The sequence below is a fragment of the Clostridium beijerinckii genome (assembly GCA_003129525.1).
Lineage (GTDB): Bacteria > Bacillota > Clostridia > Clostridiales > Clostridiaceae > Clostridium > Clostridium beijerinckii_D.
This window is the reverse complement of the sequence record CP029329.1, coordinates 331,882-357,673: the sequence shown is the minus strand read 5'-3', so window position 1 is coordinate 357,673 and position 25,792 is coordinate 331,882. Positions and strand designations below refer to the sequence as shown.

Here is a 25,792-nt window from a genome sequence, read left to right as displayed (position 1 = left end):
CTAGCTATCGGATAAAATAATTTTTTGAGGTGAGTTTTAATGGATTTTAATAAAAAGACAATTGAAGATATAGATGTAAATGGTAAAAAAGTTTTAGTTAGATGTGATTTTAATGTACCATTAAAAGATGGCGTTATAACTGATGAAAACAGATTAGCTGGAGCACTTCCAACTATCAAGTATTTAGTAGAACATAATGCAAAAATTATTCTTTGCTCACATTTAGGAAAAGATGCTTCAAAATCATTAGCACCAGTTGCTACAAGATTAAGCGAAATGCTAGGTAAAGAAGTTATTTTTGCTAGAGATGAAGAAGTTGTAGGCGAAAATGCTAAAAAAGCTGTTGCTGATATGAAAGATGGAGACATCGTATTATTAGAAAACACTAGATGCAGAAAAGAAGAAACTAAGAATATTGCAGACTTCTCTAAAGAATTAGCTTCATTAGCAGACGTATTTGTTAATGATGCATTTGGAACAGCTCATAGAGCTCACTGTTCAACAGTTGGAGTAACTGATTATCTTGATACTGCTGTATGTGGATACTTAATTCAAAAAGAATTAAAGTTCTTAGGAAATGCAGTTCAAAGTCCAGTAAGACCTTTTGTTGCTATCTTAGGTGGAGCAAAGGTTTCTGATAAAATTGCTGTTATCAATAATCTTTTAGATAAAGTTGATACAATCATTATTGGTGGTGGAATGGCTTATACATTCTTAAAAGCTCAAGGATATGAAATCGGAACTTCATTAGTTGAAGAAGATAGACTTGACTATGCTAAAGAAATGATTACAAAAGCTGAAGAAAAAGGTGTTAAATTCTTATTACCAGTAGATCATAGAGTTGCTGCAGAATTTAAAGATGTAGAAGCTGTAGTTACAGAAGATCAAAATATTCCAGCTGGAAGCATGGGATTAGATATCGGACCAAAGACTGATGATTTATATGCTGATGCTATTAAAGATGCTAAGACAGTAATTTGGAATGGACCTATGGGAGTATTCGAATTCGAAAACTTCAATAAGGGAACAATTGCAGTAGCTAAGGCTATGGCAGATGCAGATGCTACTACTATTATAGGTGGTGGAGATTCAGCAGCTGCTGTTAACATCTTAGGATTTGGCGACAAGATGACTCACATCTCAACTGGTGGTGGTGCTTCTCTTGAATTCTTAGAAGGTAAAGTATTACCAGGAATCGCTGCATTAAATAACTAATTTATATGAAAAATAATTAATATCTCTTATTTTAATATATTAACAACTAATGTATTAAAATAAGGAAAATTTAAAATAGTAATTACTAATAAAATTATAAAGTATACTTAAAAATTTTATTCAATTAGTACTTAAGAAGCTTTCGGCCAAAAGCTTCTTAAGTATGTTATTTTATTTCATGTGTCTTATTAAAATTTTAATTATGAGGTGGATATAATGAGAAAAGCAATTATTGCAGGAAACTGGAAAATGAATAAAACTATTGATGAAGCAGTTAAAATGGTAGAAGAATTAAAGCCATTAGTTAAAAATGCTACATGTGACGTAGTTGTATGCCCTACATTTGTATGTTTAGATGCTGTTAAAAAGGCAGTAGCCGGATCAAATATAAAGGTAGCTGCACAAAACATGCACTTTGAAGAAAGTGGAGCTTTCACAGGAGAAGTTTCTCCAGGAATGCTAGAAGCTATGGGAATTGAATATGTTGTTTTAGGTCACAGTGAAAGAAGAGAATACTTCAATGAAACTGATGAAGCACTAAATAAAAAGGTTAAAAAAGCTTTTGAACACAACATTACTCCAATTCTTTGCTGTGGAGAATCTCTAGAACAAAGAGAAAATGGAACTACTAATACAGTTATCGAAGCTCAAATTAAAGTTGATATAGCTGGATTAACAAATGATCAAGCAGAAAAACTTGTTATTGCTTATGAACCAATTTGGGCAATTGGAACAGGTAAAACTGCTACTGATGAACAAGCAAATGAAACAATTAAAGCAATAAGAGCTATGGTTACTGAAATGTATGGATCAGAAGTTGCTGATAAAGTAAGAATTCAATACGGTGGATCAGTTAAACCAAACACAATAAAAGCTCAAATGGAAATGTCTGATATAGATGGAGCATTAGTTGGTGGAGCTAGTTTAGTTGCTGCTGATTTCTCTGCAATAGCTAATTATTAAGATGTTTTTTAAAGCTATGAACTTTTTGTTCATAGCTTTTTTTATTATATAATAAAAAAATACTGATTAAAGTTATGTTTTCTAGAATTTATCAAGAAATCACATATTTCTATAGAAATCGCCTAAAAAATAAATTTTAATTTTAAAAATTCCATTTTTTAAGCAATTTTTATTATTATGGTCAAACAAAGTATTTATATTCTCTTATTTAAGTTATATACACCTATTTTAGCCTTTATAAGTTGCAATAAGTGTAAAAAAATAATATAATTTAATAGATTAAATATAGTATATAATAAAGTAAGATTAATATATTATGATCTAAAATTGAGGAAATTTGGAGGGATAGGAAATGTCAAAAAAACCTGTTATGTTAATGATATTGGATGGTTTTGGAATTGCACCAAAATCAGAAGGAAATGCTGTAAGTTTAGCAAATAAACCTAATTTAGATAAATTGTTTGAAAAATATCCTACTTCACAATTACAAGCAAGTGGAATGCCAGTTGGATTACCAGAAGGCCAAATGGGTAATTCAGAAGTTGGACATTTGAATATTGGATCAGGTAGAATAGTATACCAAGAATTAACTAGAATTACAAAAGCAATTTCAGATGGAGATTTCTTTGAAAATGAAGCTCTTAAGCTAGCTATGGATAATGCAAAAAAAAGTGGATCAGCTTTGCACTTAATGGGACTTTTATCAGACGGTGGGGTTCACTCACATATTGATCATTTAAGAGGACTTTTAGAATTTGCTAAAAAAGAAGGAGTTCAAAATGTTTATCTTCATGCATTTATGGATGGAAGAGATGTACCACCTTCATCAGGAAAAGAATTCGTAGAAAAAACTGAAAAAATTATGGCTGAAGTAGGTATAGGTAAGATTGCTACTATAAGCGGTAGATATTATGCTATGGATAGAGATAATAGATGGGAAAGAGTTGAACTTGCATATAACGCAGTAGTTTTAGGAAAAGGTGAAACTGCAAATAGCGCAGTAGAAGCTATGGAAAATTCATATCACGATAATAAAACTGATGAATTTGTTCTACCAACAGTAATAACTGAAGGTGGTAACATAAAAAATGAAGATTCAGTTATCTTCTTTAACTTTAGACCAGATAGAGCTAGAGAAATAACTAGAGCTATTAACGATAAAGAATTTGCTGGGTTTAAGAGAGAAACTTTAAACCTTACTTTTGTAACAATGACTCAATATGATAAGACTTTAGAAGGTGTAAATGTTGCATATACTCCACAAACTTTAGCTAATACTCTTGGAGAATATGTAAGTAGTAAGGGATTAAATCAATTAAGAATCGCTGAAACTGAAAAATATGCCCATGTTACTTTCTTCTTTAATGGCGGAGTAGAAAAAGAAAATCCAGGTGAAGATAGAATAGTAATTCCTTCACCAAAGGTTGCAACTTATGACTTAAAGCCAGAAATGAGTGCATATGAAGTAACAGAAGAATTATTAGCTAGATTAGATAGTGATAAATATGACATGATAATCTTAAACTTTGCAAATCCAGACATGGTTGGTCATACAGGAATTGTTGAAGCAGCTGTTAAAGCAATAGAAGCAGTTGATGAATGTTTGGGGAATGTTGTAAATAAGGTATTAGAAAAGGATGGATGCGTGTTTATTACTGCAGACCATGGTAATGCTGAAACTATGATAGATTTCTCAACAGGAACTCCATTTACAGCTCATACTACACAACCAGTACCATTTGTTTGGGTATCAAATCATACAGAAAATAAGAAGTTAAATGATGGAAAACTTGCTGATATTGCACCAACAATGTTAACTCAATTAGGTGTTGAAATACCGGCTGAAATGACTGGTGAAAATTTAGTAGTAAATAAATAATTTAAAGGTAAATGAAAAAATAATAAGTCAAATATAGATTAGGATATTGACTAGTTATTTTCAAGGGCCTTACATAAGATGACTGCCTTAAGATAATTTTAAATTGTTTTAAGGCAGTTTTTATATGTTCAAAAATAATGATACTTAGGAAACTATACTCACATTCATTAGTAGACTAAATGATTCAGACTTATCTACTTAAAAACAACATAATATTCGTAAAAGTATACAAGTTTATTTTATTTTGAGACAATTTTTTTTACAGAAAGTATTTTAAAGTAATAAAATTTGCGAAATTTTAGAGAATCATTTAAGTAAAACCGCATAAACTAAATTTTAAATTAATATATTTATAAAAAAGATTTAAGGTTGATGATATGAAAAAGAATTTTGCATACTCTGCTGATTTTGATGAAATCACTGAAAATTTATTTAGAGAGGCTAATTATCTAGGTCAAGGGAATAATGGAGTGGTGTACGAATTACCAAATAAAAAAGCTATCAAAATATTTTTAAGAAAAAAGGTATGTAATGATGAAGGAAGTATTCTTGCTAAAACAAATGGATCTAAATATTTTCCGTATTTATATAAAAGGGGGAAATTCTATGTTATAAGAGATATGGTAGAAGGCAAAAGACTTGACAAATATATAAAACAAAATGGAATTAGTCAAAGATTAATTGAAAATATATATGATTTACTATTAGAATTTAAGAGGCTTAAATTCAAGAAGTTAGATATTAGATGTAGAGATATTTATGTTTCAGATAATGAAAAACTTATGATAATAGACCCTAAAAAAGCTTATACTAGAAAAGTTGATCATCCAAGGCATTTAATGAAAGGATTAAATAGAATTGGAGTGCTAGAAGAATTTTTTACAGGTATAAAAAAAATAGATTCAAAGATAGCAATATCATGGGAATTGAAATTTAAAAGGTATTGTGAAAGAACAAATTTATCTACATTAGAATAAAAATAAAGGTTAACTATAGATACTCTAAATCTAAGTTCAACTTAAACTTGGAGTATCTATAGTTAATTTTTTTATTATTCTATATTAATATGAATATTCATTAAATAATTTACTAATAATATTATGGTAAATGAAAAAAAGCTTTTAAATTTAGATGTTATGTATTATAATTACAATGAGAAGAATTCTCAATGTAATTATAAAATGAGGAGGTAATATTAAATGAAAGATTACTTAGAAATTGTAGATGTGGTTGCAAGGCAAATTTTAGACTCGAGATGTTTTCCAACAGTAGAAGTAGAAGTATATTTAGAAGATGGAACTGTAGGAAGAGCAGCGGTACCATCAGGTGCATCGACTGGAATGTATGAAGCTGTAGAATTAAGAGATGGAGACAAAAATAAGTTTTTAGGAAAAGGCGTTTTAAATGCAGTTAAGAATGTAAATGACACTATTGCAGAAGAATTAATAGGAAGTAATGTATTTGACCAAACTTATATTGACAAAATGCTTATTGAATTAGATGGAACTAAAAACAAAGAAAAATTAGGAGCCAATGCTATTTTAGGAGTATCATTAGCTGTTGCAAATGCAGCTGCAACTTCGTTGAATATGCCTTTATATAAATATATAGGTGGAGTAAATGCAAAAGTATTGCCAGTTCCTATGATGAATATAATAAATGGAGGATCACATGCTGATAACTCTGTAGATTTACAAGAATTTATGATTATGCCAGCTGGAGCACCAACATTTAGTGAAGCTGTAAGAATGTGTGCTGAAGTATATCATACATTAAAGAAAATTTTAAATGATAAAGGATACTCAACTGGTATTGGTGATGAAGGTGGATTTGCTCCAAACTTAAAGTCAAATGCAGAAGCACTTGATGTTATAATTGAAGCAGTAGAAAAAGCTGGATACAAAGCAGGAGAGGAAATATTTATTGCAATTGATGCAGCTTCATCAGAGTATTATAAAGATGGTAAGTATGTATTAGAACATGAAGGAAGAACATTAACATCAGCAGAGATGGTTGATTTCTTTGAAGAATGGGTCAATAAATATCCTATTATTTCAATTGAAGATGGTATGGCTGAAGAAGATTGGGATGGTTGGAAGCTAATTACTGAAAGATTAGGAAAGAAAGTACAATTAGTTGGTGATGATTTATTTGTTACTAATACTGAAAGACTTGAAAAAGGAATTAACCTTGGTGTAGCTAACTCAATTCTTATTAAGTTAAATCAAATAGGTACATTAACAGAAACTCTAAATGCAATTGAAATGGCTAACAGAGCTGGATATACAGCAGTTGTTTCTCATAGATCAGGTGAAACTGAAGATACAACAATAGCTGACTTAGTTGTGGCTGTGAATGCAGGTCAAATAAAGACTGGAGCACCAGCTAGATCTGAAAGAGTTGCAAAATATAATCAATTATTAAGAATAGAAGAAGAATTAGATGATGTAGCTGAATATAGAGGTAAGAAAGCTTTCTTTAACATTAAATAAAATGAATTGACATATAGTTGGTAGTATAAGAAATGTGAATTTTTTGTATTATCAACTATTTTTATATTTACACAAGTTTTTATTGTAGTAGTATGAAATTTTCACTACAGAAAGTTGTAATGAATGAATAAATGTGATATTATTTAGATTGACGTTATTGATCATTATAGGAGGTGTTACCTATGCAAAATATATTATTAGTCTTTGAAGTGTTATTTGGATTAGGTGTTGTCGTAACAATTTTTATGCAACCTGGTAAATCTGATGCTTTAAGTGGTTTAATACAAGGAAGTACACAAGAAACATTCTTTTCAAAAAACAAATCAAGAACTAAAGAAGTAATTCTTGTAAGATTAACAGTTATGTTTATGGCACTTTTTGCAATAAATTCGATTGTATTAAATTTAGTAAAATAATAAATCTGAGCTACTTTATTCAAGTAGCTTTTTTTGTTTATAAAATAAAAGAATTGCTTCTCAACAGATTAAATTCATTGGGAGGCAATTCTTTTAAAGTAAATACTAAATTTAAAATTGACAAGTATAGAATAAGGTGTTTTTATATATATAAAACTTGTATGAATAATTTACCTTAAGCTGACTAGAAAGCTAGAGGCATTAGATGTCTCTAACTGGAGTATCAGAAATAGGTTCGGAACACACCAGAATCATGACATCTTTTCTTATTAGAAGCAACTCAAATAGTAAAGTAATGCCATAATGGTTGTGAAATTAAGAACTTAGTAGGTGATTATGTCCTTCTTAGGGAAGGAATATTTACAAGCGTATTAGCATGTTTAGAGTAAAAAAGGTAACAATTTAACTATGAAATATATAAATAAAAATAATTATTGAAAGGAAATTATACAGTGATTAATTTTAAGGAAGCTCAAAAAATAATTTTTGATTATATAGAATTATCGTCTTTAGAGGAAAGAGACATACTACAATGCAATGACAGAGTTTTAGGAGAAAATATTTATTCTAAAGATAATTTACCACCATTTAATAAATCTGCTATGGATGGGTATGCAATAAAAAGTGAAGATACAGAAAGTGCTAGTAATGAAAATATAACTGAATTTAAAATTAAAAATACAATAAAAGCAGGGGAGTATTGCACGGAAATATTAGAACATGGTGAGGCGTATAAAATAATGACTGGAGCACCAGTACCCAATTATGCTGATTCTGTAATAGAAATTGAAAAAGTCATTGTAGAAAATAATAAAATATATATAAATGAAAAGGTAAAAAAAGACACAAATATTATTAAATTAGGGGAGGAACTTAGAGTAGGGGATTTAGCTTTAAAAAAAGGCAGTATTATAAGGCCCTCTGAGATAGGATTATTAGCATCGTTAGGTTATAAAAAGGTTAAAGTACATAAAAGTCCTGTTGTTGCACTAATTATAACTGGAGATGAATTAGTAGATATAGATAGTACAATATCAAACGGTAAAATAAGAAATTGCAATGAATATGCTTTAATTTCTTTAATTGAAAAAATAGGGGCAAGGGTAATATCTTTTGGAATTGTTTGTGATGACAAAGACATCTTACGTGAAAAGATTAATTTATCTCTAAAGGAATCCGATATTGTAATAACTTCTGGAGGAGTTTCAGTAGGTGATTATGATTTTATAGAAGAGATTTTAGGCGACATTGGAGCGGATATAAAATTTAATAAAGTAGCTATTAAACCTGGGAAGCCTGTAACCTTTGCTACTTATAAGAAAAAACTATTTTTTGGACTTCCAGGAAATCCGTTATCTGCAATTAATACTTTTGAGGAATTTGTTAAACCAGCAATAAAAAAAATTATGAGGAAAAATAATTTTTATAATGAAGAATTTAATGTGATTTTAGCAGATGATTTTAAGTCTAAAGTAGGTAGAAGAGATTTTGTTTACGTTGATTTAAAAAAAGAAAATGAAGTTTATTATGCACATAAAATTGGTTCACAAAGTTCAAATCAATTAGTGACTATTAGTAAAGCAAATGGAATTGTTATTATACCGGAAGATGTTGAAGATGTGCATGTAGGAGAAGTTTTTAATGGCAGATTTATATTTAAATAAAAAAGAAAATTTAGTAATTTCTATTGTTGCAACAAAGTCCAATGTTGGAAAAACTACACTTATTGAAAGCTTAATTAAAATTTTAAAACAGAGAAATTATAGTGTAGGAGTATTAAAACATGATGCTCATAAACTTGATATTGATAAAAAAGGTAAAGATAGCTATAGATTTACACAAGCAGGAGCTGATAATGTAATAATTTCTTCTTCGGAAAAACTTGCTATGATTCAAACAGTAAGGCAGGAATTAGATATTGAGGATATTATGAGATATTTTACTAATTTAGATATTGTTTTAATTGAAGGTTTCAAAAACAATAATTATCCTAAAATTGAAGTTCACAGAAAATCTGTTGATAATAAATTATTGTGTGAAGATAGTAATTTTAATATTTCAACTTTTATTGCAGTAGCTAGTGATGAAGAGCTGAATATAGATATACAACTTTTAGATTTAAATGATATTAATTCAATTGCTAATTTTATAGAAGACAAATATATTAAAATAAGGGAGATTCTATAGTTATTTAGAAGCACACTTAGTATAGTTTATTGTTCTTCTAGGAGGTGATACTATGACAGGGATAATATTAGCTGGAGGAAAAAATAGCAGGATGATGGGACGGAAGAAGGCATTTATAAAAATAGGTGACATACCTATTATTGATATTATTTTAAATATATTTAGAGAGCTTTTTTCAGAAATAATAATAGTTACAAATGCACCAGAAGATTTTGAATACACAAATGTCCGTTTAGTGAAAGATATAATAACCAATAAAGGATCACTTGGAGGATTATATACAGGTATTAAAGAAGCAACTTTTAATGAGTGTTTCGTAGTTGCATGTGATATGCCTTTTATAAATTTACAATTAATAAATCATATAATACAAATTAAAGGATATGATGCAGTGGTTCCTAAAATAGATGGTAGATTTCAGCCATTATTTGCAACATATTCTAAAAATTGTTTGAATGTTATGAAGCAACATTTAAGTGAAGAAAAATTAAAAATTTCAAATATTTTTACTGAGATTAAAGTAAGAGAGATTTATGAAAATGAAATCAAGTTATATGATGATAAATTATTATCTTTAATAAATCTTAATACACCTAAAGAACTAAATGAAATGCATACTAGAGTGCTAAGTTAAAAAATAGAAGTAGGATTAGCCTATAACATTAATAATATAAGAGGGAATAATAAAAGTTAATGATGAATAAGCTTTTGAAAAAGTGAGATTGTTATCTAAAAAAAAGATTAAATAAAAAACAATTATATGTCAATACTAATAATATAAAAAAGATAAAATCTATGTTGTAGAACATTAATGTGGTAGTATATAGATATAAAGTAATAATACATATAAAAATGTATAATGGAGGTAAGTATCATGGGAATTAAACAAACTTTAAGAAATTTTATGAAAGAATCTGCGTATAAACCAATGGATATTGAAGAATTGGTTGCTGTATTTAATATAAAGAGAAATGAATATAATGCTTTTAAAAAGACTTTAAAAATAATGGAAGATGAAGGCTTTATTATGAGAACTAAGAAAAATAAATATATGATAGCTGAGAGCGGTAAGGAAAAAGAAGGATTAGTTATAGGAAAGCTTCAATCACATGCAAAGGGATTTGGATTTTTAATTCCAGATGAAGAAGGACAAAATGATGTGTTTATTCAAAGTACTTCTATGAATGGTGCTATGAACGGGGATAAGATATCTGTTAAAGTAACTAGGGAAGATACAAATACTAAGAAAAGAGAAGGAGAAGTAGTTGAAATTATTGAACGGAATACAACTAATATAGTAGGTATATATGAAGATTGTAAGAATTTTGGATTTGTAGTTTCAGAAGATACCAGAATATCTAAAGACGTTTTTATTTCAAAGAAGGATAGAAATGGTGCTAAAGATGGAGATGTTGTTACAGTTAAACTTACTAAATGGCCAGATGAAAAAAGAAAGGCAGAGGGTGTTGTAACAGAAGTTTTAGGGAGAAAAGGCGATAGAGGAATAGATATTTTAATGATTATAAAGAAACTTGGACTTCCTGAAGAATTTAGTGATAAAGTGTTGAATTTCGCTGACGGTATTTCCGAGGAAATAGATGAAAAAGAATATAAAGGAAGACGAGATTTAAGAGATTTAAAAATGGTTACAATAGATGGAGAAGATGCAAAGGATTTAGATGACGCTGTATCTATTGAAAAGTTAAGTAATGGAAACTTTAAGCTAGGAGTTCACATTGCTGATGTAACTCACTATGTAAAGGAAAATAACCCTTTAGACAAAGAAGCATTAAAAAGAGCAACTTCAGTTTATTTAATAGACAGGGTTGTCCCAATGCTACCTAGAAAATTATCTAATGGTATATGTTCCTTGAATCCTAAAGTAGACAGATTGACATTAACTTGTTTTATGGAAATAGATCATAAAGGAAAAGTAGTAGATCATGAAATAGTGGAATCTGTTATTAAAACTAATGAAAGAATGACATATACAGACGTTACAAAGATTTTAAAGGATCATGATGAAGAATTAATAAAGAGATATGATTACCTTTATGAAGACTTTAAGAATATGGAAGAGCTTTGCAAGATATTAAGAGCAAAGAGAACTAGAAGAGGAGCTATTGATTTCGAAATTGCAGAAGCCAAAATTACATTAAATGAGCTTGGAAAACCAATTGAAATTAAACCTTATGATCGTGAAATATCTAATAGAATGGTAGAAGAATTTATGTTAGCTGCTAATGAAACAGTTGCAGAGCATATGTTTGAGACTCATTTACCTTTTGTATATAGAATACATGAGAATCCAAATGAGGAGAAATTAGCTAAATTTAAAGAATTTGTTTATAATTTAGGATATACAGTTCAGTGGACAGAGGAGATAAGTCCAAAGAGTTTCCAAGGTGTTCTGGAAAAAGTCAAGGGAAAAAACGAAGAAACTGTTGTAAGTACTTTATTGCTACGTTCTATGATGCAAGCAAGGTATGCACCAGAGTGTACTGGTCACTTTGGACTAGCGGCGCAATATTATTGTCACTTTACTTCTCCAATAAGAAGATATCCAGACTTACAAATTCACAGAATTATTAAGGAATTTCTGCATGGAGAAGTAGATGAAAAGAGAATAAATAAATTAAAAAATATAGTAGGATATGCAGCTAAGCAATCATCAGAAATGGAAAGAAAAGCACAAGATGCAGAAAGAGAAGTTGATGACCTTAAAAAAGCTGAATATATGGAAGACAAAATTGGAGAAGAGTTTGATGGAGTTATATCTTCAGTTACAACTTTTGGATTATTTGTGGAACTAGCAAACACAATTGAAGGTTTAGTTCATATTACTGATTTAGATGATGATTATTATATATTTAATGAAGCACATCTTAGTTTAATGGGTGAAAGAACTAAGAAGATTTATAAACTCGGAGATAAAGTAAAAGTACAATGTGTAAATGTAGATATAGCAAATAGAGAAGTATTCTTTAAAATTACACAAGAACCAAAGAGAGAAGAGACAGAAGAGCTAAAGATACCAAAAAATAGTACAGAAGGATTAAAAAATGAAATAGATGAAGTAGAATAATGAAGTGAAGCTTTTCAGGTGGAATTTATATTCCACCTAAATTTAATTTTTAGTTTATTATTTTATTTAATACACATTTGTTGATTTAAAAAGATAGGTGTAATATAATTTTATTAGCATAAACTGTTAACTGTTAATTGTTAACTGTTAACTGAATTAAGTGGGTGATAAAAATGGCAAGAAAAAAGAATGAGAATTCCTTAGCAGAAAATAGAAAAGCAAGACACGATTATTTTGTGGAAGAAGCAATGGAAACTGGACTAGTGTTAGTTGGAACAGAAGTTAAATCCATAAGAAAAGGCAGAGTTAATCTTAAGGAGTGCTATGCTGATATTTCCAATGGAGAAATATTTATAAAAGGTATGCATATAAGTCCTTATGAACAAGGCAATATATTTAATGTTGACCCTATAAGAGAAAGAAAATTACTGCTTCATAAAGATCAAATAAAAAGACTTGATGGTTTAGTATCTCAAGATGGGTATACTTTAATACCGTTATCACTTTATTTAAAAGAAGGTAAGGTTAAAGTTGCGCTTGGAGTATGTAAAGGTAAGAAAAACTATGATAAGAGAGATTCTATGTTAGAAAAAGATCATAAAAGGGATATAGATAGAGCCATTAAAGAACGAAATAAATATTAGCATAATTGGATAATCAAATAATATAATAGATAGTAAATAGCTTTGTGTAAAAACAAGGTTATTTACTATTTTTTTTCATGGATTAAAGTAAAAAATTAACATGATATATATTTATGTTCGATTATGTAATCACTTGTAATTAATAGAATTAATTGTATAATATATATATTATGTAAAATTTTACAGTATAGTTATTCATAAAATTTGAAAGGAGGAAAATATTAACTAAATTTTTGCTTAAATTATAAATAAAATTAGGGAGGGCAATAATTATTATGCTTAAACAAAAAAACAAAAAAATATTGAGTGCTTTATTAGTATTCACATTTATGCTATCTAATTTTGTTATGTTCGGCCAAATTAAAATAGCCAAGGCAGATACAATTAGTATTAGTAATTCCTCAGTAAATGTTACAACTGGTTCAGCAGTTACTGTTACAACAGGAGCAGCAGTTACTTTGGATATAGTAGAGATTACAGATTTTCATGGTCAACTTTTAGATACTAGTAATACTTATCATGTTGGAGCAGCACTAGCAAAGGCTGTTGAAGATGTTAATGATGAAAATCCAGGTAATACTCTTGTAATTGGTGGTGGAGATTTATATCAAGGGACACCAGTATCAAATATGTTACACGGAGTTCCAGTTCAACAAGTATTATCAAAAATGGGAATGGAAGTAACAACACTAGGAAATCATGAATTTGATTGGGGTCTTAATACAATAAATAACGAAACAATGAAGGGTGCAGGTTATGAAATAGTTTGTTCTAATTTATATGACAAGTCAACAAATAAACCACTATATAAACCCTACAAGATAGTAGAAAAAGGTGGCGTAAAAATAGCTGTTATAGGAGCTATACTAAAGGATGTAGCTACTATAGTTTTACCAGCTAATATGAAAGATTATACAGTTACTGATCCTGCAACTGAAATTAATAAATGTGCAAAAGAAATTAGAGATAATAATGAAGCAGATGTTGTATTATCAGTTGTACATGATGGAAAGGAATCATTAAAGAATATTGTTAGTAATTTACATGGAGTAGATGCAGTCTTCGGTGGACACACTCATTCAAATGATGATGTAGTATTACAAGACAAAGATGATAATAATATACCTACATTAACTGCATATTCTTCAGGTAAAGGGTTTATGGATTTAAAAATTTCACTAGACGAAAATAAAAAAATAATTGGATTTTCACAACAAGGTAAAAATTGGAATGGTCTTCCTCAAGTTACAGCGGATACATCTGTAGATAAAGAATGCAAAGACCTTGTAGCTAGAGCTTATAGCGCATTAGCGCCAACTTTTAATGAGAAAATTGGATATGATGAAGTAGCTTATACAAGAACTCAAACTGCTTCACCTTATGGAGAATCACAGCTTGGGAATTGGATGTCAGATGTAGTTAGAAATAATGTTAAGGCTGATGTGGGTATTGTAAATAACGGTGGAATAAGAATAGACACTCCAGCTGGAGATATAACTGTTGGTACAATTTTTTCTATAATGCCATTTGATAATACTGTTACTACAGTTAAAATGACTGGTGCTCAATTAAAGACTATTATCGAACAAGGAATAGTAGATGGTGGAAAAGGACTTCAAATCTCAGGAGTAAAGATTGCTTATGATTCCTCTAAAACGCCTTATAAGGAAGCGGTTACAGATGGAGAAAGAGTTGTAAGTATGGTTAGAGAAAGTGATGGAACACCTATAAAGAGTGACGATATGTTAACAGTAGCAGCACCAGATTTCCTTGCTACTGGAGGAGATGCTTTTACAAGATTTTTAGACAAACCAATTGCAGATACTTATTATGATACTCACACTCTTGTAAGAGATGCTTTACTTGCAGATGTTACAGCTAATAAAAAAATAAATGTAACTATGGATAAAAGATTAGTGAATCTAAGTAAAACTTCAGCGCCAACAATGACAATTAAAGAAGCAAAAGCAGCAGCAGCAAGTAAAGCTTCAGCAACAATAGAAGGCTTTGTTAGTGGAGTAAGTGGAAAAACTGTATTTTTACAAGATGATCCTACTAATCCAACAGCAGGCATAGTTTTATATAATGCATGTGGATCTACTGTTACTAAGGGAGATAAGATTACAGTAACAGGACCATTATCAGTATATAATGGATTAATAGAAATAACACTTGCTGCGACATCAAACGTTTCAGTATCAAGCCAAAATAATACAATCACACCTAAAGTAGTTACTATAAAAGATATAAATGATGACTTACAAGGAATATTAATTAAACTTAAAAAAGTTACATTTACAAGTTTAGACGAATCTCCAGCTATAAAAGATTCAACAGGAACATCTATTATTTATAAAATGCCAACTGTAACTGCATTAAAAGTTAATGATGTAAAAGATGTTACAGCTATGGTAAGTAAATTTAACAATGTTCAATTAATTGTAAGAGATGCATCTGATGTAGTTAATCCTAGTGAAGATTCAAACTCTACAATATCAATAGTAGCAACATCAGATGTTCATGGAGCTGCTTTCGATTGGGACTATGGTACAAATAGTACTACTGGAAAGGGAGGATTAGCAAAAGTTTCAACTTATGTAAACAATTTAAGAGCTTCTAATCCTAATGTAATGTTAATAGACAATGGAGATACAATGCAAGGTACTCCTCTTGTTTACTATTACAATATGAAAGACAAAACTTCTGTTTATCCAATGGCAAAAGTAATGGGAGCAATGAAATACGATACATGGACTTTAGGTAATCATGAATTTAATTTTGGCCTTGATACTTTAAATAGAGTAAAAAATGATTATAAAGATCAAGGAATTAAAGTTTTAGCAGCTAATGCTTATAATACTGATAATAGTAATTTCGTAGAACCTTATTATATTAAAGATTTAAATGCAAATGGAAAGATTGTAAAGGTTGGAATAGTAGGACTTACAAATAAATGCATTCCTAGTTGGGAAAATCCAGAACATTATAAAGGACTTCATTTTAATGATATTGTTGATGAAGCTACAAAATGGGTTCCTATTGTGAAAAAAGCTGGAGCAGATGTTGTAATTGTAGCTGCTCATAGTGGAGAAGAAGGAGCTAGTGATGTTATTCCAGAAAACCAAATTAAAGCACTTGCTACTAAAGTTTCAGGAATAGATGCAATAATTGCAGGACATGCTCATTCAACTATAAATGATCTTACTTTAAAAAATCCAGATGGAAAAATTGTACCAGTACTTGAGCCAAATAAAGGCGCAAGTTTTATATCACAAATAGATATAAATTTAGATAGCAACAATGCAGTTAAAGCTGTAAATATAAAAAATGTTGCAATGGATAAAACTATAGCAGAAGATCAAAATATTATTTCAATAATGAAACCTTATAAAGATGCAACACTACAATATACAGGTACACAAATAGGACAAGCAACAGATGCATTTCCAGGTAAAGACCAAATTACATCTGCAACTGCTATAATGGAATTAATAAATAAAGTGCAAGCTCAATATGCTAATGCACAACTTTCAATAGCAGCACCATTAAGTACAACTGCTAATATACCAAGTGGAAATGTAACCAATAAGGACATTATGGGAACTTATGTATTTGAAAATTATCTTTATGGAGTAAAGATGACTGGAGAACAAGTTAAAAGGTGGTTGGAATATTCTGTAAGATATTATAAACAAGTTTCAAATGAAACAGACAAAATTGAAAAAGATGCTCAATTAAATATTCCAGATTATAATTTAGATCAATTATATGGTGCATCTTACGATATCGATTTAACAAAACCTGTTGGAAGCAGAATAGTTAATTTGAAATACAATGGAAATTTAATCAATAATACAGATGTATTCACTGTTGCCATTAATGATTACAGATATAATGGCGGAGGCGGCTTTATGAAAGAAGCTGGATTAAGTAACACAGATCCAAGTATAGTTACTTATAGTTCTGCTAAAGCTCTTGGTGATGATGGACAAATTAGAAACTTGATGATTTCATATATTAAAGATGCTAAGATAATAAATCCAGTATGTTCAAATAACTGGAGATTATCTACTAAAGAAGTTGTAGTAGATAATACAGGATCTAGTAGTTCAAGTAGTAACAAGCACAAAAATAATATTTCAAAAACAGACAAGACACAAGAAAAAGCATCTAATGCTGAAATTGTTACTAAAAAAGTAATAGATACTTTAAGTACAATAGTTGGTGTAGGTGTAACTGCTGAAACACCAAAACAATTAACTAACGTAGATGGAAATAAACTTTCTTTAACTGCAATAAGCAAAGAAGGAAAGTATGTAGGTGCAGTTGTAACATCAGAAAAAGATAGTGCTGCAACAACAATACCTGTATCATCTACTCAAGGAAAAGTAAAAGCAGTTTATAAGTTTGTACCTCTACTAGGTAAGTACATTCAATTAACTGAAGGAGTTACAATAGGAACAGATGCTATAACGCTTCCAACTCAAGCTAATGCAACTTACTATGCAGCTACAGTACCAATGGCTCCAACAGAAACAGTGACTCAAGGTTGGGCAAAAGTATCTGATAGTTGGTATTTAGTAAATGCAACTGGTGATCCAAAGACAGGATGGCAAAAAGATAATGCTGGTTGGGTTTATTTATCACCATCTAATGGAGTTATGCAAACAGGTTGGAATAAACAAGGGAATACATGGTATCATCTAAATGAAAGTGGCTATATGTCTATTGGCTGGGTAAAGACTAATGACAAATGGTACTACTTAAATTCAGATGGTTCAATGGCTTCTAATACTACTACAGCTGATGGTTACACATTAGATTCAAATGGAGAATGGGTAGCTTAAAAATAGAAATATTGTATTTTATGATTAAGAGGTGTTATATAATAGCATCTCTTTTTCTGTGAAATTAAGTTTTTATGATAAATAGTAGTGCTCTAAACCTTTAAAACTAAGAATTTTGAGATGAAGTTTTCAGAATAAAATAATGTTTCTGTGAATTAAACTTAAAGTTAATTGTTATAATGATAATAATTAATAAAAATACTTGCAATATTATCAATAAGTATATATAATAAAACTAATCTGATGACAATACTAAGGATTAAAAGAACTTTATGATTATTTTTTAGATATTGACAAATAAAAAAAATGCTTATATAATCATGTCAGAAACTAAATTAAATAATCGGATATCTTATCAAGAGTGGTGGAGGGACTGGCCCTGTGAAACCCGGCAACCGAAATGTTGATTCTTTTATCAATGTTTTTATGGTGCTAATTCCAGCAGCTTTTTTAGCTGATAGATGAGAGGATAAATTTGCATGGTGTTTTATGCGCTAGAGATTTATTCTCTGGCGCTTTTGTTTTTGTTATCCGAAAACTAAGAAAAACAAAATCAGAGGAGGAAATGTGTTTTGATAGAAATTAAAAATGTAATTAAAAGTTTTGGGGAAACACAAGTTATAAAAGATGTATCAATAAGTATTAAAGAAGGCGAAATTTATGGAATAATAGGACATAGTGGAGCAGGAAAATCTACATTACTTAGATGTATAAATGGGCTTGAATCGTATAATGGAGGATCTATTAATGTAATGGGGAAAGAAGTTTCGTCATTAACAGGTATGAACCTTAGAGAATTTAGAAAAGATTTAGGAATGATTTTTCAAAACTTTAATCTCATGCAAAGAAAAAATGTTTTTGATAATATTGCTCTTCCTCTTGAGGTATGGGGCTACAATAAGAGTGAAATAAAAGATAAGGTATTAGATTTACTAAAGCTAGTTGGTTTAGAAGACAAAAGATTTAGTAAACCATCGGAACTTAGTGGTGGGCAGAAGCAAAGAGTAGCAATAGCAAGAGCCCTTTCATTAGATCCAAAGATATTACTTTGTGATGAAGCAACATCAGCATTGGATCCTAAAATTACAAAAGATATTTTAGCCTTACTTTCTAAAATTAATAAGGAATTAGGTATAACGATAGTAATGGTTACTCATCAAATGGAAGTTATAAAAGAAGTCTGTGAGAGAGTTGCTTTATTAGACGGAGGAGAAATAAAAGCAGAAGGAAAAGCCGAAGATTTATTTTTAAAACCAGGAAAGTCATTAAAGAAATTCTTAGGTGAAGAAGATGATGAAATTTTACCGGATGATGGAGTTAATATTAAATTATTTTTCCCAAGCAATTCTTCAGAAAATGCACTTATAACTAAAATGGCTAGAGAACTAGAAATAGATTTTTCAATAGTTTGGGGTAAACTTGAAAAGTTTAGGGATGACGTATTGGGAGGCCTTGTAATAAATATAAAAGAAGAAGATAAAGATAAGGTTATGAAATACCTTGAAAATAAAGATATTCTATTGGAGGTGATTGAATAATGAGTGAAATAATAGGAAAAGCTTTAATAGAAACGTTAGAAATGGTATTTGTATCAACTATTTTTGCAGTTATTTTAGGATTTATACCTGCAATTATATTAACAATTACTGCTAATGATGGATTAAAGCCAAATAAAATTATTTACAATATTTTAGATTTAATAGTCAATACATTAAGAAGCTTTCCAGTTCTTATATTAATGGTGGTAGTTATACCTTTAACTAGATTAATAGTTGGTAAATCTATAGGTACAGAAGCGGTTATTGTTCCGCTTACAATTGCAGCAGCACCTTTTGTTGCAAGAGTTATAGAATCATCATTAAGAGAAGTTGATAAAGGTGTTATTGAAGCAGCAAAATCTTTTGGAGCATCAAACACTCAAATTATATTTAAGGTTATGCTTAAAGAAGCAATTCCTTCAATAATGTCAGGAATAACTCTTACAATTATAAGCATTGTTGGATATTCAGCAATGGCGGGCACAATTGGAGGCGGAGGACTTGGCCAAGTAGCAATAAGTTATGGATATCAAAGATACCAAACAGATGTAATGATAGTAACATGTATTATTTTATTTATATTAGTTCAAGTATTACAACTTATTGGGAATTATTTGTATAATAAATTATCAAAATAGGGGGAAACAAAATGAAAAAGAAATCAATTTTATCAGTAGTTTTAGCAGGAGTATTGGCAGTAGGATTAGCAGGTTGTGGGGGTTCAACTAATACAGGAAGTACAGATTCTAAAAATGATAAGATAATAAAGATTGGAGTAACACCAAAACCACATAAAGAAATAGTAGAAATAGCTAAGCCTTTACTTGAAAAAGAAGGATATACAGTAGAAATAACTGAATTTAATGATTATGTTCAACCAAATACTGCAGTATCAGAAGGGTCATTAGATGCAAACTTTTTTCAACATGCGCCTTATTTAAAGGATCAAAATGAATCAAAAGGATTTAAACTAGTTTCAGTAGGAGCTATTCACTTAGAACCAATGGGATTATTTTCCAATAAAATCAAGAGTTTAGATGAACTTAAAGATGGTACTACAATTGCGATTCCTAACGATGCAACAAATGAAGCTAGAGCATTAAAACTATTAGCAGGTAAGGGAATAATTAAAGTTAAAGATGGTGAATTAGTTACACCAAAGGATATAACAGAAAATAAAAAGAACTTACAGTTTACTGAATTAGAAGCAGCAGCGGTTCCAAGAGCAATAGATGATGTTGATGCAGCTGTAATAAATGGTAACTATGCAATAGAAGCTAAATTTGATCCAACAAAAGATGCACTTGCAATTGAAGATAAAAACTCAGAAGCTGCTAAACCTTATGCAAACATAGTTGTTGTAAAAGAAGGTAATGAAAAACAAGCAAAGACTGAAGCTTTAGTAAAAGCATTGACTTCACCAGAAGTTAAAGCATTCATAGAAAAAGAATATAGTGGATCAGTAATTCCAGTATTTTAATAGGATTGATATAGAAGTAAATATGAGGATGAGCAAAATGCTTATCCTCTTTTTAATGTAGTGAAAAATTTGAAATTTTTAAGACATTAAAACATCTAATAAAATCTAATCTAATTAGTATTTATATTACCTAAAGAGAGTAAGATAATAGTTATATTATATGACAGTAAAGAATATTCAAGTATAATTAATATTATTTTCAAAATAATCTATTCAAGTTATATTAGATAAAAGATTTATGAAAGGAAATATAAAGGATGAGAATAAGAGAAATAGAAAATAAAATTCATTTAAAAATATGGGTTTATAATTATTTTTCAATAAATTTATTAAAAATGCCATCAAAAGAAGCTTTGGAAAGTCTTTTAGAAGATAAGATAATCCAAGAATTTAAAGAAATTCAAACAAAAGAAGTACAGATATTTATTGGAGAATTGGAAAAAATAAAGGGCTATAAAAGTGAAGAATGGATTGAGTTGCAAGAAGAATATTCTGCTTTATTTGAAGGGACCAGAGGATTTAATCTTCCGTTATGGGAATCTGCATACAAAGGAAGCGAAAATATTTTATTAGATGAAAATACTTTTAAAGTTCAACAGTATTATAAAGCATGGGGAATTGGAGTAACAAAAGACATAAAACAACCTTGTGACCATATTGGGTTAGAACTTAGTTTTTTAGCTTGGATTAACAAATCTATGTTAAAAACTTTAAAGCAAAATAATATTGATGAATTTAAGAATCACATAGAAGGACAATTAGAATTTTTTAATAAACATGTTTTAACGTTTTTACCATTATTTTGCGAAAGACTAAGAGAAAAAGCAAGTCATGATTTTTACAAAAGTATGGCACAATTTTTATTAGAGTATGTTGAAAAAGAAATAAATTCATTATGGGAAATGAAAGATATAGAACAGTTCGAACGTGATGATGATCCTATACATATGGAAAGCGGTGTGGAAAATAAAAAACCAATAGGATTGTATGAACTAGATGAATATGAAAGAAAATATGAAGAAAAAATGCAAATAGTTTCTACTTCTGGACGTAATAATTGTGGTGGCCGTTGTATAATAAAAGCTCATGTAAAGGGTGGAAATATAATTAAATTAACAACTGATACAGAGGAAGAAACTGATAGAGGACCCCAAATTCGTGCCTGTGTTAGGGGGAGAGGGTATCGTAAAACTTTTCTAAGTCCAGATCGCTTGAGGTATCCTATGAAGAGAATTGGAGAAAGAGGCGAAGGTATATTTAAAAGAATTTCATGGGAAGAAGCAGTAGATACAATAGCATCAGAATTTCAAAGAATAAAAAGAGAATATGGACCTGAATCTAGATATATTAATTACTCAACAGGAGTCAGTGCAGTTCTCAGAGGCGATAGATTATCAAGAAGATTATTAGCATTAGATGGAGGATATTTAGGCTATTATAATGACTATAGTACTGCATGCATTAAGTATACAACTCCATATACTTATGGAACAATTTATGCTGGAAATAGTACAAAGGATTTAGTGAATTCTAAATTAATTATACTTTGGGGACATAATCCGGCTGAAACAATCTTTGATCCGCTAATGGGTTATTATTTAAAAAAGGCAAAAGAAGCTGGTGCAAAAATTATAGTAGTTGATCCTCGTTATAGTGATACTGCAGCTGGATTTGGGGATACATGGATAGGACTTAAACCAACTACAGATAGTGCACTTATGGATGCTATGGCATATGTGATTTTATCAGAAGGCCTACAAAATCAAGAGTTTATGGATAAATACTGCTTAGGATTTGACAAAGAGCACATGCCAGAGGGCTTTGATAAAGAAGAAAGCTATTATTCATATGTATTCGGAGAAAAAGATAAAATTCCCAAAACTCCAGAATGGGCTGAGAAAATTACAGGTGTAGATAAGAAGATGATTTATAATTTAGCTCGTGAATATGCTACAGCTAAGCCGGCTGCGATTGTTCAAGGATATGGGGCACAAAGAAATTCCAATGGAGAACAAACCATAAGAAGTTCCACTATGTTAGCGTGTTTAACAGGAAATGTTGGTATTAAAGGTGGAAGTGCTGCTGGAGCCAACTATGTGAAACAACATGAAGAACCAGAACTCGATGTTCTTGACAATCCATATAAAGGCAAAATACCAACTTTTTTATGGACAGATGCTATTATAAGAGGAACAGAGATGACTTCAAAAAACGATGGTGTTCAAGGTGTTGATAAACTAAAAAGCGATATAAAGATGATAATAAATTTAGCTGGAAATACGCTTATTAATCAACATTCTAATATTAATAGAACAATAGAAATTTTAAAGGATACTTCTAAATGTGAATTTATTGTTTGTTCAGATTTATTTATGACACCAAGTGCTAAATTTGCAGATATTCTACTTCCAGGAACATCAATGTTTGAAGGTGTGAATATTACAACTCCTTGGTCTCAAGGTGATTATATAATGTATAATAATCAAGCAATAGAACCACTCTTTGAAGGAAGATTTGAATATGATTGGTTAAAAGAAGTTGCAGAAAAAATGGGGCTTAAAGAAAAATTCACTGATGGACATGAAACTGTAGAAGAATGGATGAAAGCAATATATGAAGAAACTAAAAAGGAAGAACCAGAACTACCAACATTTGAGGAGTTTACTAAAAGAGGAGTTTATAAATATAAGCCAAGAGAAAGTTATATTGCATTTAAAGAGCAAATAGAAGACTTTGATAATAATCCATTTCCAACGTCATCAGGTAAAATAGAAATTTTTTCTAAAAAATTATATGATATAAAAAATCCTAAAGAAATACCTGCAATTCCTAAATATATAGGTGTTTTTGAAGGGGTAAGTGATCCTAAGAGAGAACTGTTTCCACTTCAAATGATAGGATGGCATACAAAACGAAGATGTCACTCCACTCATGATAATAATGAGTGGATGGAGGAGATAGAACCTCATAAAATGTGGATTAATCCGATTGATGCAAAATTACGAAATATAAAAGATGGTGATTTAGTTGAAATTTGGAACGATAGAGGAATAATACAAATTCCAGCTCATGTAACACAACGTATTGTAAAAGGAGTAGTTGCAGTAGCGCAAGGAGCTTGGTATAAACCTAATAAAAATGGAATTGATATTAGAGGAAGTATTAATACTATTACTAGTTCAAGACCAACACCTCTTGCAAAGGGAAACCCTCAACATAGTAATTTAGTAGAGGTAAAATTGGTGGAGAAAGAAGGCTAGAAAGTGCAATCGAAATTTATACAAGAAAATGAATACTGTACTGGTTGTAAAACATGTCAACAAGCCTGCAAGGATAAACATTCTTTACAAGTAGGAATAAATTTAAGAAAAGTAATTGGTAAAGAAATTATAGATGATAATCAAAATTTAAAAGTAAGTTATATAAGTACAACCTGTAACCATTGTAATAAGCCAATGTGTGTAGAAAAATGTCTAGTAGGTGCAATAATAAAAAGAAAAGAAGATGGAATAGTTACTATAAATGAAGAAAAGTGTGTTGGATGCGGTGTATGTGTAGGTTCTTGTCCTTATAAATCCATAGAATTACAACAAAAAACAAGAAAAGCTATAAAATGTGATATGTGCATTGAATTACTTAAACAAGGTAAAAATCCTATATGCGTAGATGCATGTCCATTGCATTTAATACATATAGAAAGTTTTGATTCATAATATTACCTTGATAAAGAAGTTTAGTCTAAAGGGAAAGCATATCTTTAATAATTCTTTGAATTATTGTATACTTTTAAGTGAAAATATAAGTTCTATATTTATATTATTAAAATTAGGAATGTTAAAAAATAACAAGTCAGTATGGTAATATATTTCGTGTCATACTCACATAAAAGCCTACTATGAAATAACATCCTTTCCTGTTCTCTGACGCAAAATATACTATTGAATCTTTGACTTGCTATTTTATTATATACGTAGTATTAAGAGCAAATGAATATGAGAGAAGTTTAATTAAAAGTAGAAATATACTCTATAAGGGGAATTAATTATGAACATATCAGAGGTTAAGGTTAAGTTACTTGGGCCGGACATATTAAGTATTATTAATGAGTTTGTTAAAATTCAAGGTTTGACTGTAAAAAGTGTATTTATTGATGATGGAATAATATTAGAAGGAAGTTTTGAAAAAGGAATTAAGATAGATTTTTTTGTAAAAGTTGAATTGATACAATGTGTTCATAACAAAATTGTTGCTAAAATAATTAAAGTTAAAATTTTAAATCTTGGAATGTTTAGAATTATAAGAAGTTTTGCATTAAAAAAGTTAGCAAAGATATTTAAACAATATGGAATAGATAGTGAAAAGGATAAAGTAATAATTGATATAAATACATTATTGAATGATGTACCTTATATTGATTTGAAAATTAATGAAATTTTTATGAAAAGATCAGAGGTATGGATTGAAGCTAGTGATATTAATATTTCTATAGCCGGACAATTAATTAAGAAGGTTGAAGCTGAAGAGGTTAATGAAGAAAAAGAAGCTGATATAGTTACATTAGAATCTATAAGTAAAGTTGATGATAATTATTCTAGGGGAAGAAAGATATTAGGGGAGAAACTGCCAGAAGTTGCAAAAGAATATAAAGAATATATATTTATATTACCAGATATAGTTTCACTAATTTATAGATTGCTTAAGGATAAAAGAGTACCGATGAAAACTAAGTTAATAATGTCAGCAGCTATTGCATATATAGCAATACCTACAGATATAATACCTAATAATATACCATTTATAGGTGTAATTGATGATATTGGAGTTGGATTCTTTGCTTTAAACAAGGTTATTAAAGATGTACCATTATCTATAATAGTAGAAAATTGGCAAGGTAAAAATGATTTACTTTTAGTATTGAAAAATGGATTTGAATATTTAATTGATTTTACAGGAGCTAGAAATGTGGATAAATTATGTGAAGTAGTACAAGAATTATCTACATTGTAAAAGAGTTTGTATACAATATTTAGAAGACATACTCAAAAA

General features: G+C 29.6%; 18 protein-coding genes and 1 riboswitch. All 18 genes read left to right on the top strand.

Features of this window, described 5'->3' with window-relative positions:
* The first annotated feature begins 39 nt into the window (after positions 1-39).
* The 18 genes from pgk (at position 40) to DIC82_01380 (ending at position 25,753) form a co-directional block, all read left to right on the top strand.
* Positions 40-1,215 (top strand): phosphoglycerate kinase, encoded by a 1,176-nt coding sequence (gene pgk / locus DIC82_01465; protein ID AWK49840.1) that lies wholly within the window; start codon positions 40-42, stop codon positions 1,213-1,215.
* 216 nt (positions 1,216-1,431) lie between these two features.
* Positions 1,432-2,178 (top strand): triose-phosphate isomerase, encoded by a 747-nt coding sequence (locus DIC82_01460; protein AWK49839.1) that lies wholly within the window; start codon positions 1,432-1,434, stop codon positions 2,176-2,178.
* A 352-nt stretch (positions 2,179-2,530) separates the two neighbouring features.
* Complete coding sequence (locus DIC82_01455) at positions 2,531-4,057, top strand: 2,3-bisphosphoglycerate-independent phosphoglycerate mutase (GenBank protein AWK49838.1); 1,527 nt, start codon at positions 2,531-2,533, stop codon at positions 4,055-4,057.
* Between the two features lie 377 nt (positions 4,058-4,434).
* Positions 4,435-5,034 (top strand): protein kinase, encoded by a 600-nt coding sequence (locus tag DIC82_01450; protein AWK49837.1) that lies wholly within the window; start codon positions 4,435-4,437, stop codon positions 5,032-5,034.
* A gap of 222 nt (positions 5,035-5,256) precedes the next feature.
* Complete coding sequence (locus tag DIC82_01445) at positions 5,257-6,549, top strand: phosphopyruvate hydratase (protein AWK49836.1); 1,293 nt, start codon at positions 5,257-5,259, stop codon at positions 6,547-6,549.
* Positions 6,550-6,731: 182 nt separating this feature from the next.
* On the top strand, positions 6,732-6,965 hold the full coding sequence (gene secG / locus DIC82_01440) for a preprotein translocase subunit SecG (GenBank protein AWK49835.1): 234 nt from the start codon (positions 6,732-6,734) through the stop codon (positions 6,963-6,965).
* Between the two features lie 452 nt (positions 6,966-7,417).
* On the top strand, positions 7,418-8,629 hold the full coding sequence (locus DIC82_01435; protein AWK49834.1) for a molybdopterin molybdenumtransferase MoeA: 1,212 nt from the start codon (positions 7,418-7,420) through the stop codon (positions 8,627-8,629).
* A complete protein-coding gene (gene mobB / locus DIC82_01430; protein AWK49833.1) occupies positions 8,607-9,152 on the top strand; it encodes a molybdopterin-guanine dinucleotide biosynthesis protein B in 546 nt (181 codons plus the stop codon). The genes DIC82_01435 and mobB overlap by 23 nt, the downstream gene beginning before the upstream one ends.
* A gap of 52 nt (positions 9,153-9,204) precedes the next feature.
* Positions 9,205-9,786: a molybdenum cofactor guanylyltransferase gene (locus tag DIC82_01425; protein AWK49832.1), complete on the top strand. Its 582-nt coding sequence runs from the start codon at positions 9,205-9,207 to the stop codon at positions 9,784-9,786.
* A 240-nt stretch (positions 9,787-10,026) separates the two neighbouring features.
* Positions 10,027-12,237, top strand: coding sequence for a ribonuclease R (gene rnr / locus DIC82_01420; protein ID AWK49831.1), 2,211 nt, complete (start codon positions 10,027-10,029; stop codon positions 12,235-12,237).
* A gap of 173 nt (positions 12,238-12,410) precedes the next feature.
* On the top strand, positions 12,411-12,881 hold the full coding sequence (locus DIC82_01415; GenBank protein AWK49830.1) for an SsrA-binding protein: 471 nt from the start codon (positions 12,411-12,413) through the stop codon (positions 12,879-12,881).
* Between the two features lie 275 nt (positions 12,882-13,156).
* A complete protein-coding gene (locus DIC82_01410; GenBank protein ID AWK49829.1) occupies positions 13,157-17,728 on the top strand; it encodes a multifunctional 2',3'-cyclic-nucleotide 2'-phosphodiesterase/5'-nucleotidase/3'-nucleotidase in 4,572 nt (1,523 codons plus the stop codon).
* A 349-nt stretch (positions 17,729-18,077) separates the two neighbouring features.
* A riboswitch (SAM riboswitch) is annotated at positions 18,078-18,196 on the top strand.
* A 104-nt stretch (positions 18,197-18,300) separates the two neighbouring features.
* Positions 18,301-19,266, top strand: a complete 966-nt coding sequence (locus DIC82_01405) for a methionine ABC transporter ATP-binding protein (GenBank protein AWK49828.1) — start codon at positions 18,301-18,303, stop codon at positions 19,264-19,266.
* Positions 19,266-19,904: a methionine ABC transporter permease gene (locus tag DIC82_01400; GenBank protein ID AWK49827.1), complete on the top strand. Its 639-nt coding sequence runs from the start codon at positions 19,266-19,268 to the stop codon at positions 19,902-19,904. The genes DIC82_01405 and DIC82_01400 overlap by 1 nt, the downstream gene beginning before the upstream one ends.
* Before the next feature lie 11 nt (positions 19,905-19,915).
* Positions 19,916-20,746 carry a methionine ABC transporter substrate-binding protein gene (locus DIC82_01395; protein ID AWK49826.1) on the top strand — a complete coding sequence of 277 codons (831 nt, stop codon included), beginning with the start codon at positions 19,916-19,918 and terminating at the stop codon, positions 20,744-20,746.
* Positions 20,747-21,081: 335 nt separating this feature from the next.
* Positions 21,082-24,006: a dimethyl sulfoxide reductase gene (locus DIC82_01390; GenBank protein AWK53007.1), complete on the top strand. Its 2,925-nt coding sequence runs from the start codon at positions 21,082-21,084 to the stop codon at positions 24,004-24,006.
* Between the two features lie 3 nt (positions 24,007-24,009).
* Positions 24,010-24,459, top strand: a complete 450-nt coding sequence (locus DIC82_01385) for a hypothetical protein (protein AWK49825.1) — start codon at positions 24,010-24,012, stop codon at positions 24,457-24,459.
* Between the two features lie 331 nt (positions 24,460-24,790).
* Positions 24,791-25,753: a hypothetical protein gene (locus DIC82_01380; protein AWK49824.1), complete on the top strand. Its 963-nt coding sequence runs from the start codon at positions 24,791-24,793 to the stop codon at positions 25,751-25,753.
* The last annotated feature ends 39 nt before the right edge of the window (positions 25,754-25,792 follow it).

What these genes read in the sequence shown, in the direction of transcription:
- DIC82_01410 (AWK49829.1), top strand. Translation starts at nt 13,157, where the DNA reads ATGCTTAAACAAAAAAACAAAAAAATATTGAGTGCTTTATTAGTATTC.
- DIC82_01460 (AWK49839.1), top strand. Translation starts at nt 1,432, where the DNA reads ATGAGAAAAGCAATTATTGCAGGAAACTGGAAAATGAATAAAACTATT.
- secG (AWK49835.1), top strand. Translation starts at nt 6,732, where the DNA reads ATGCAAAATATATTATTAGTCTTTGAAGTGTTATTTGGATTAGGTGTT.
- rnr (AWK49831.1), top strand. Translation starts at nt 10,027, where the DNA reads ATGGGAATTAAACAAACTTTAAGAAATTTTATGAAAGAATCTGCGTAT.
- DIC82_01395 (AWK49826.1), top strand. Translation starts at nt 19,916, where the DNA reads ATGAAAAAGAAATCAATTTTATCAGTAGTTTTAGCAGGAGTATTGGCA.
- DIC82_01415 (AWK49830.1), top strand. Translation starts at nt 12,411, where the DNA reads ATGGCAAGAAAAAAGAATGAGAATTCCTTAGCAGAAAATAGAAAAGCA.
- DIC82_01380 (AWK49824.1), top strand. Translation starts at nt 24,791, where the DNA reads ATGAACATATCAGAGGTTAAGGTTAAGTTACTTGGGCCGGACATATTA.
- DIC82_01450 (AWK49837.1), top strand. Translation starts at nt 4,435, where the DNA reads ATGAAAAAGAATTTTGCATACTCTGCTGATTTTGATGAAATCACTGAA.
- DIC82_01400 (AWK49827.1), top strand. Translation starts at nt 19,266, where the DNA reads ATGAGTGAAATAATAGGAAAAGCTTTAATAGAAACGTTAGAAATGGTA.
- mobB (AWK49833.1), top strand. Translation starts at nt 8,607, where the DNA reads ATGGCAGATTTATATTTAAATAAAAAAGAAAATTTAGTAATTTCTATT.
- DIC82_01455 (AWK49838.1), top strand. Translation starts at nt 2,531, where the DNA reads ATGTCAAAAAAACCTGTTATGTTAATGATATTGGATGGTTTTGGAATT.
- DIC82_01390 (AWK53007.1), top strand. Translation starts at nt 21,082, where the DNA reads ATGCCATCAAAAGAAGCTTTGGAAAGTCTTTTAGAAGATAAGATAATC.
- DIC82_01425 (AWK49832.1), top strand. Translation starts at nt 9,205, where the DNA reads ATGACAGGGATAATATTAGCTGGAGGAAAAAATAGCAGGATGATGGGA.
- DIC82_01445 (AWK49836.1), top strand. Translation starts at nt 5,257, where the DNA reads ATGAAAGATTACTTAGAAATTGTAGATGTGGTTGCAAGGCAAATTTTA.
- pgk (AWK49840.1), top strand. Translation starts at nt 40, where the DNA reads ATGGATTTTAATAAAAAGACAATTGAAGATATAGATGTAAATGGTAAA.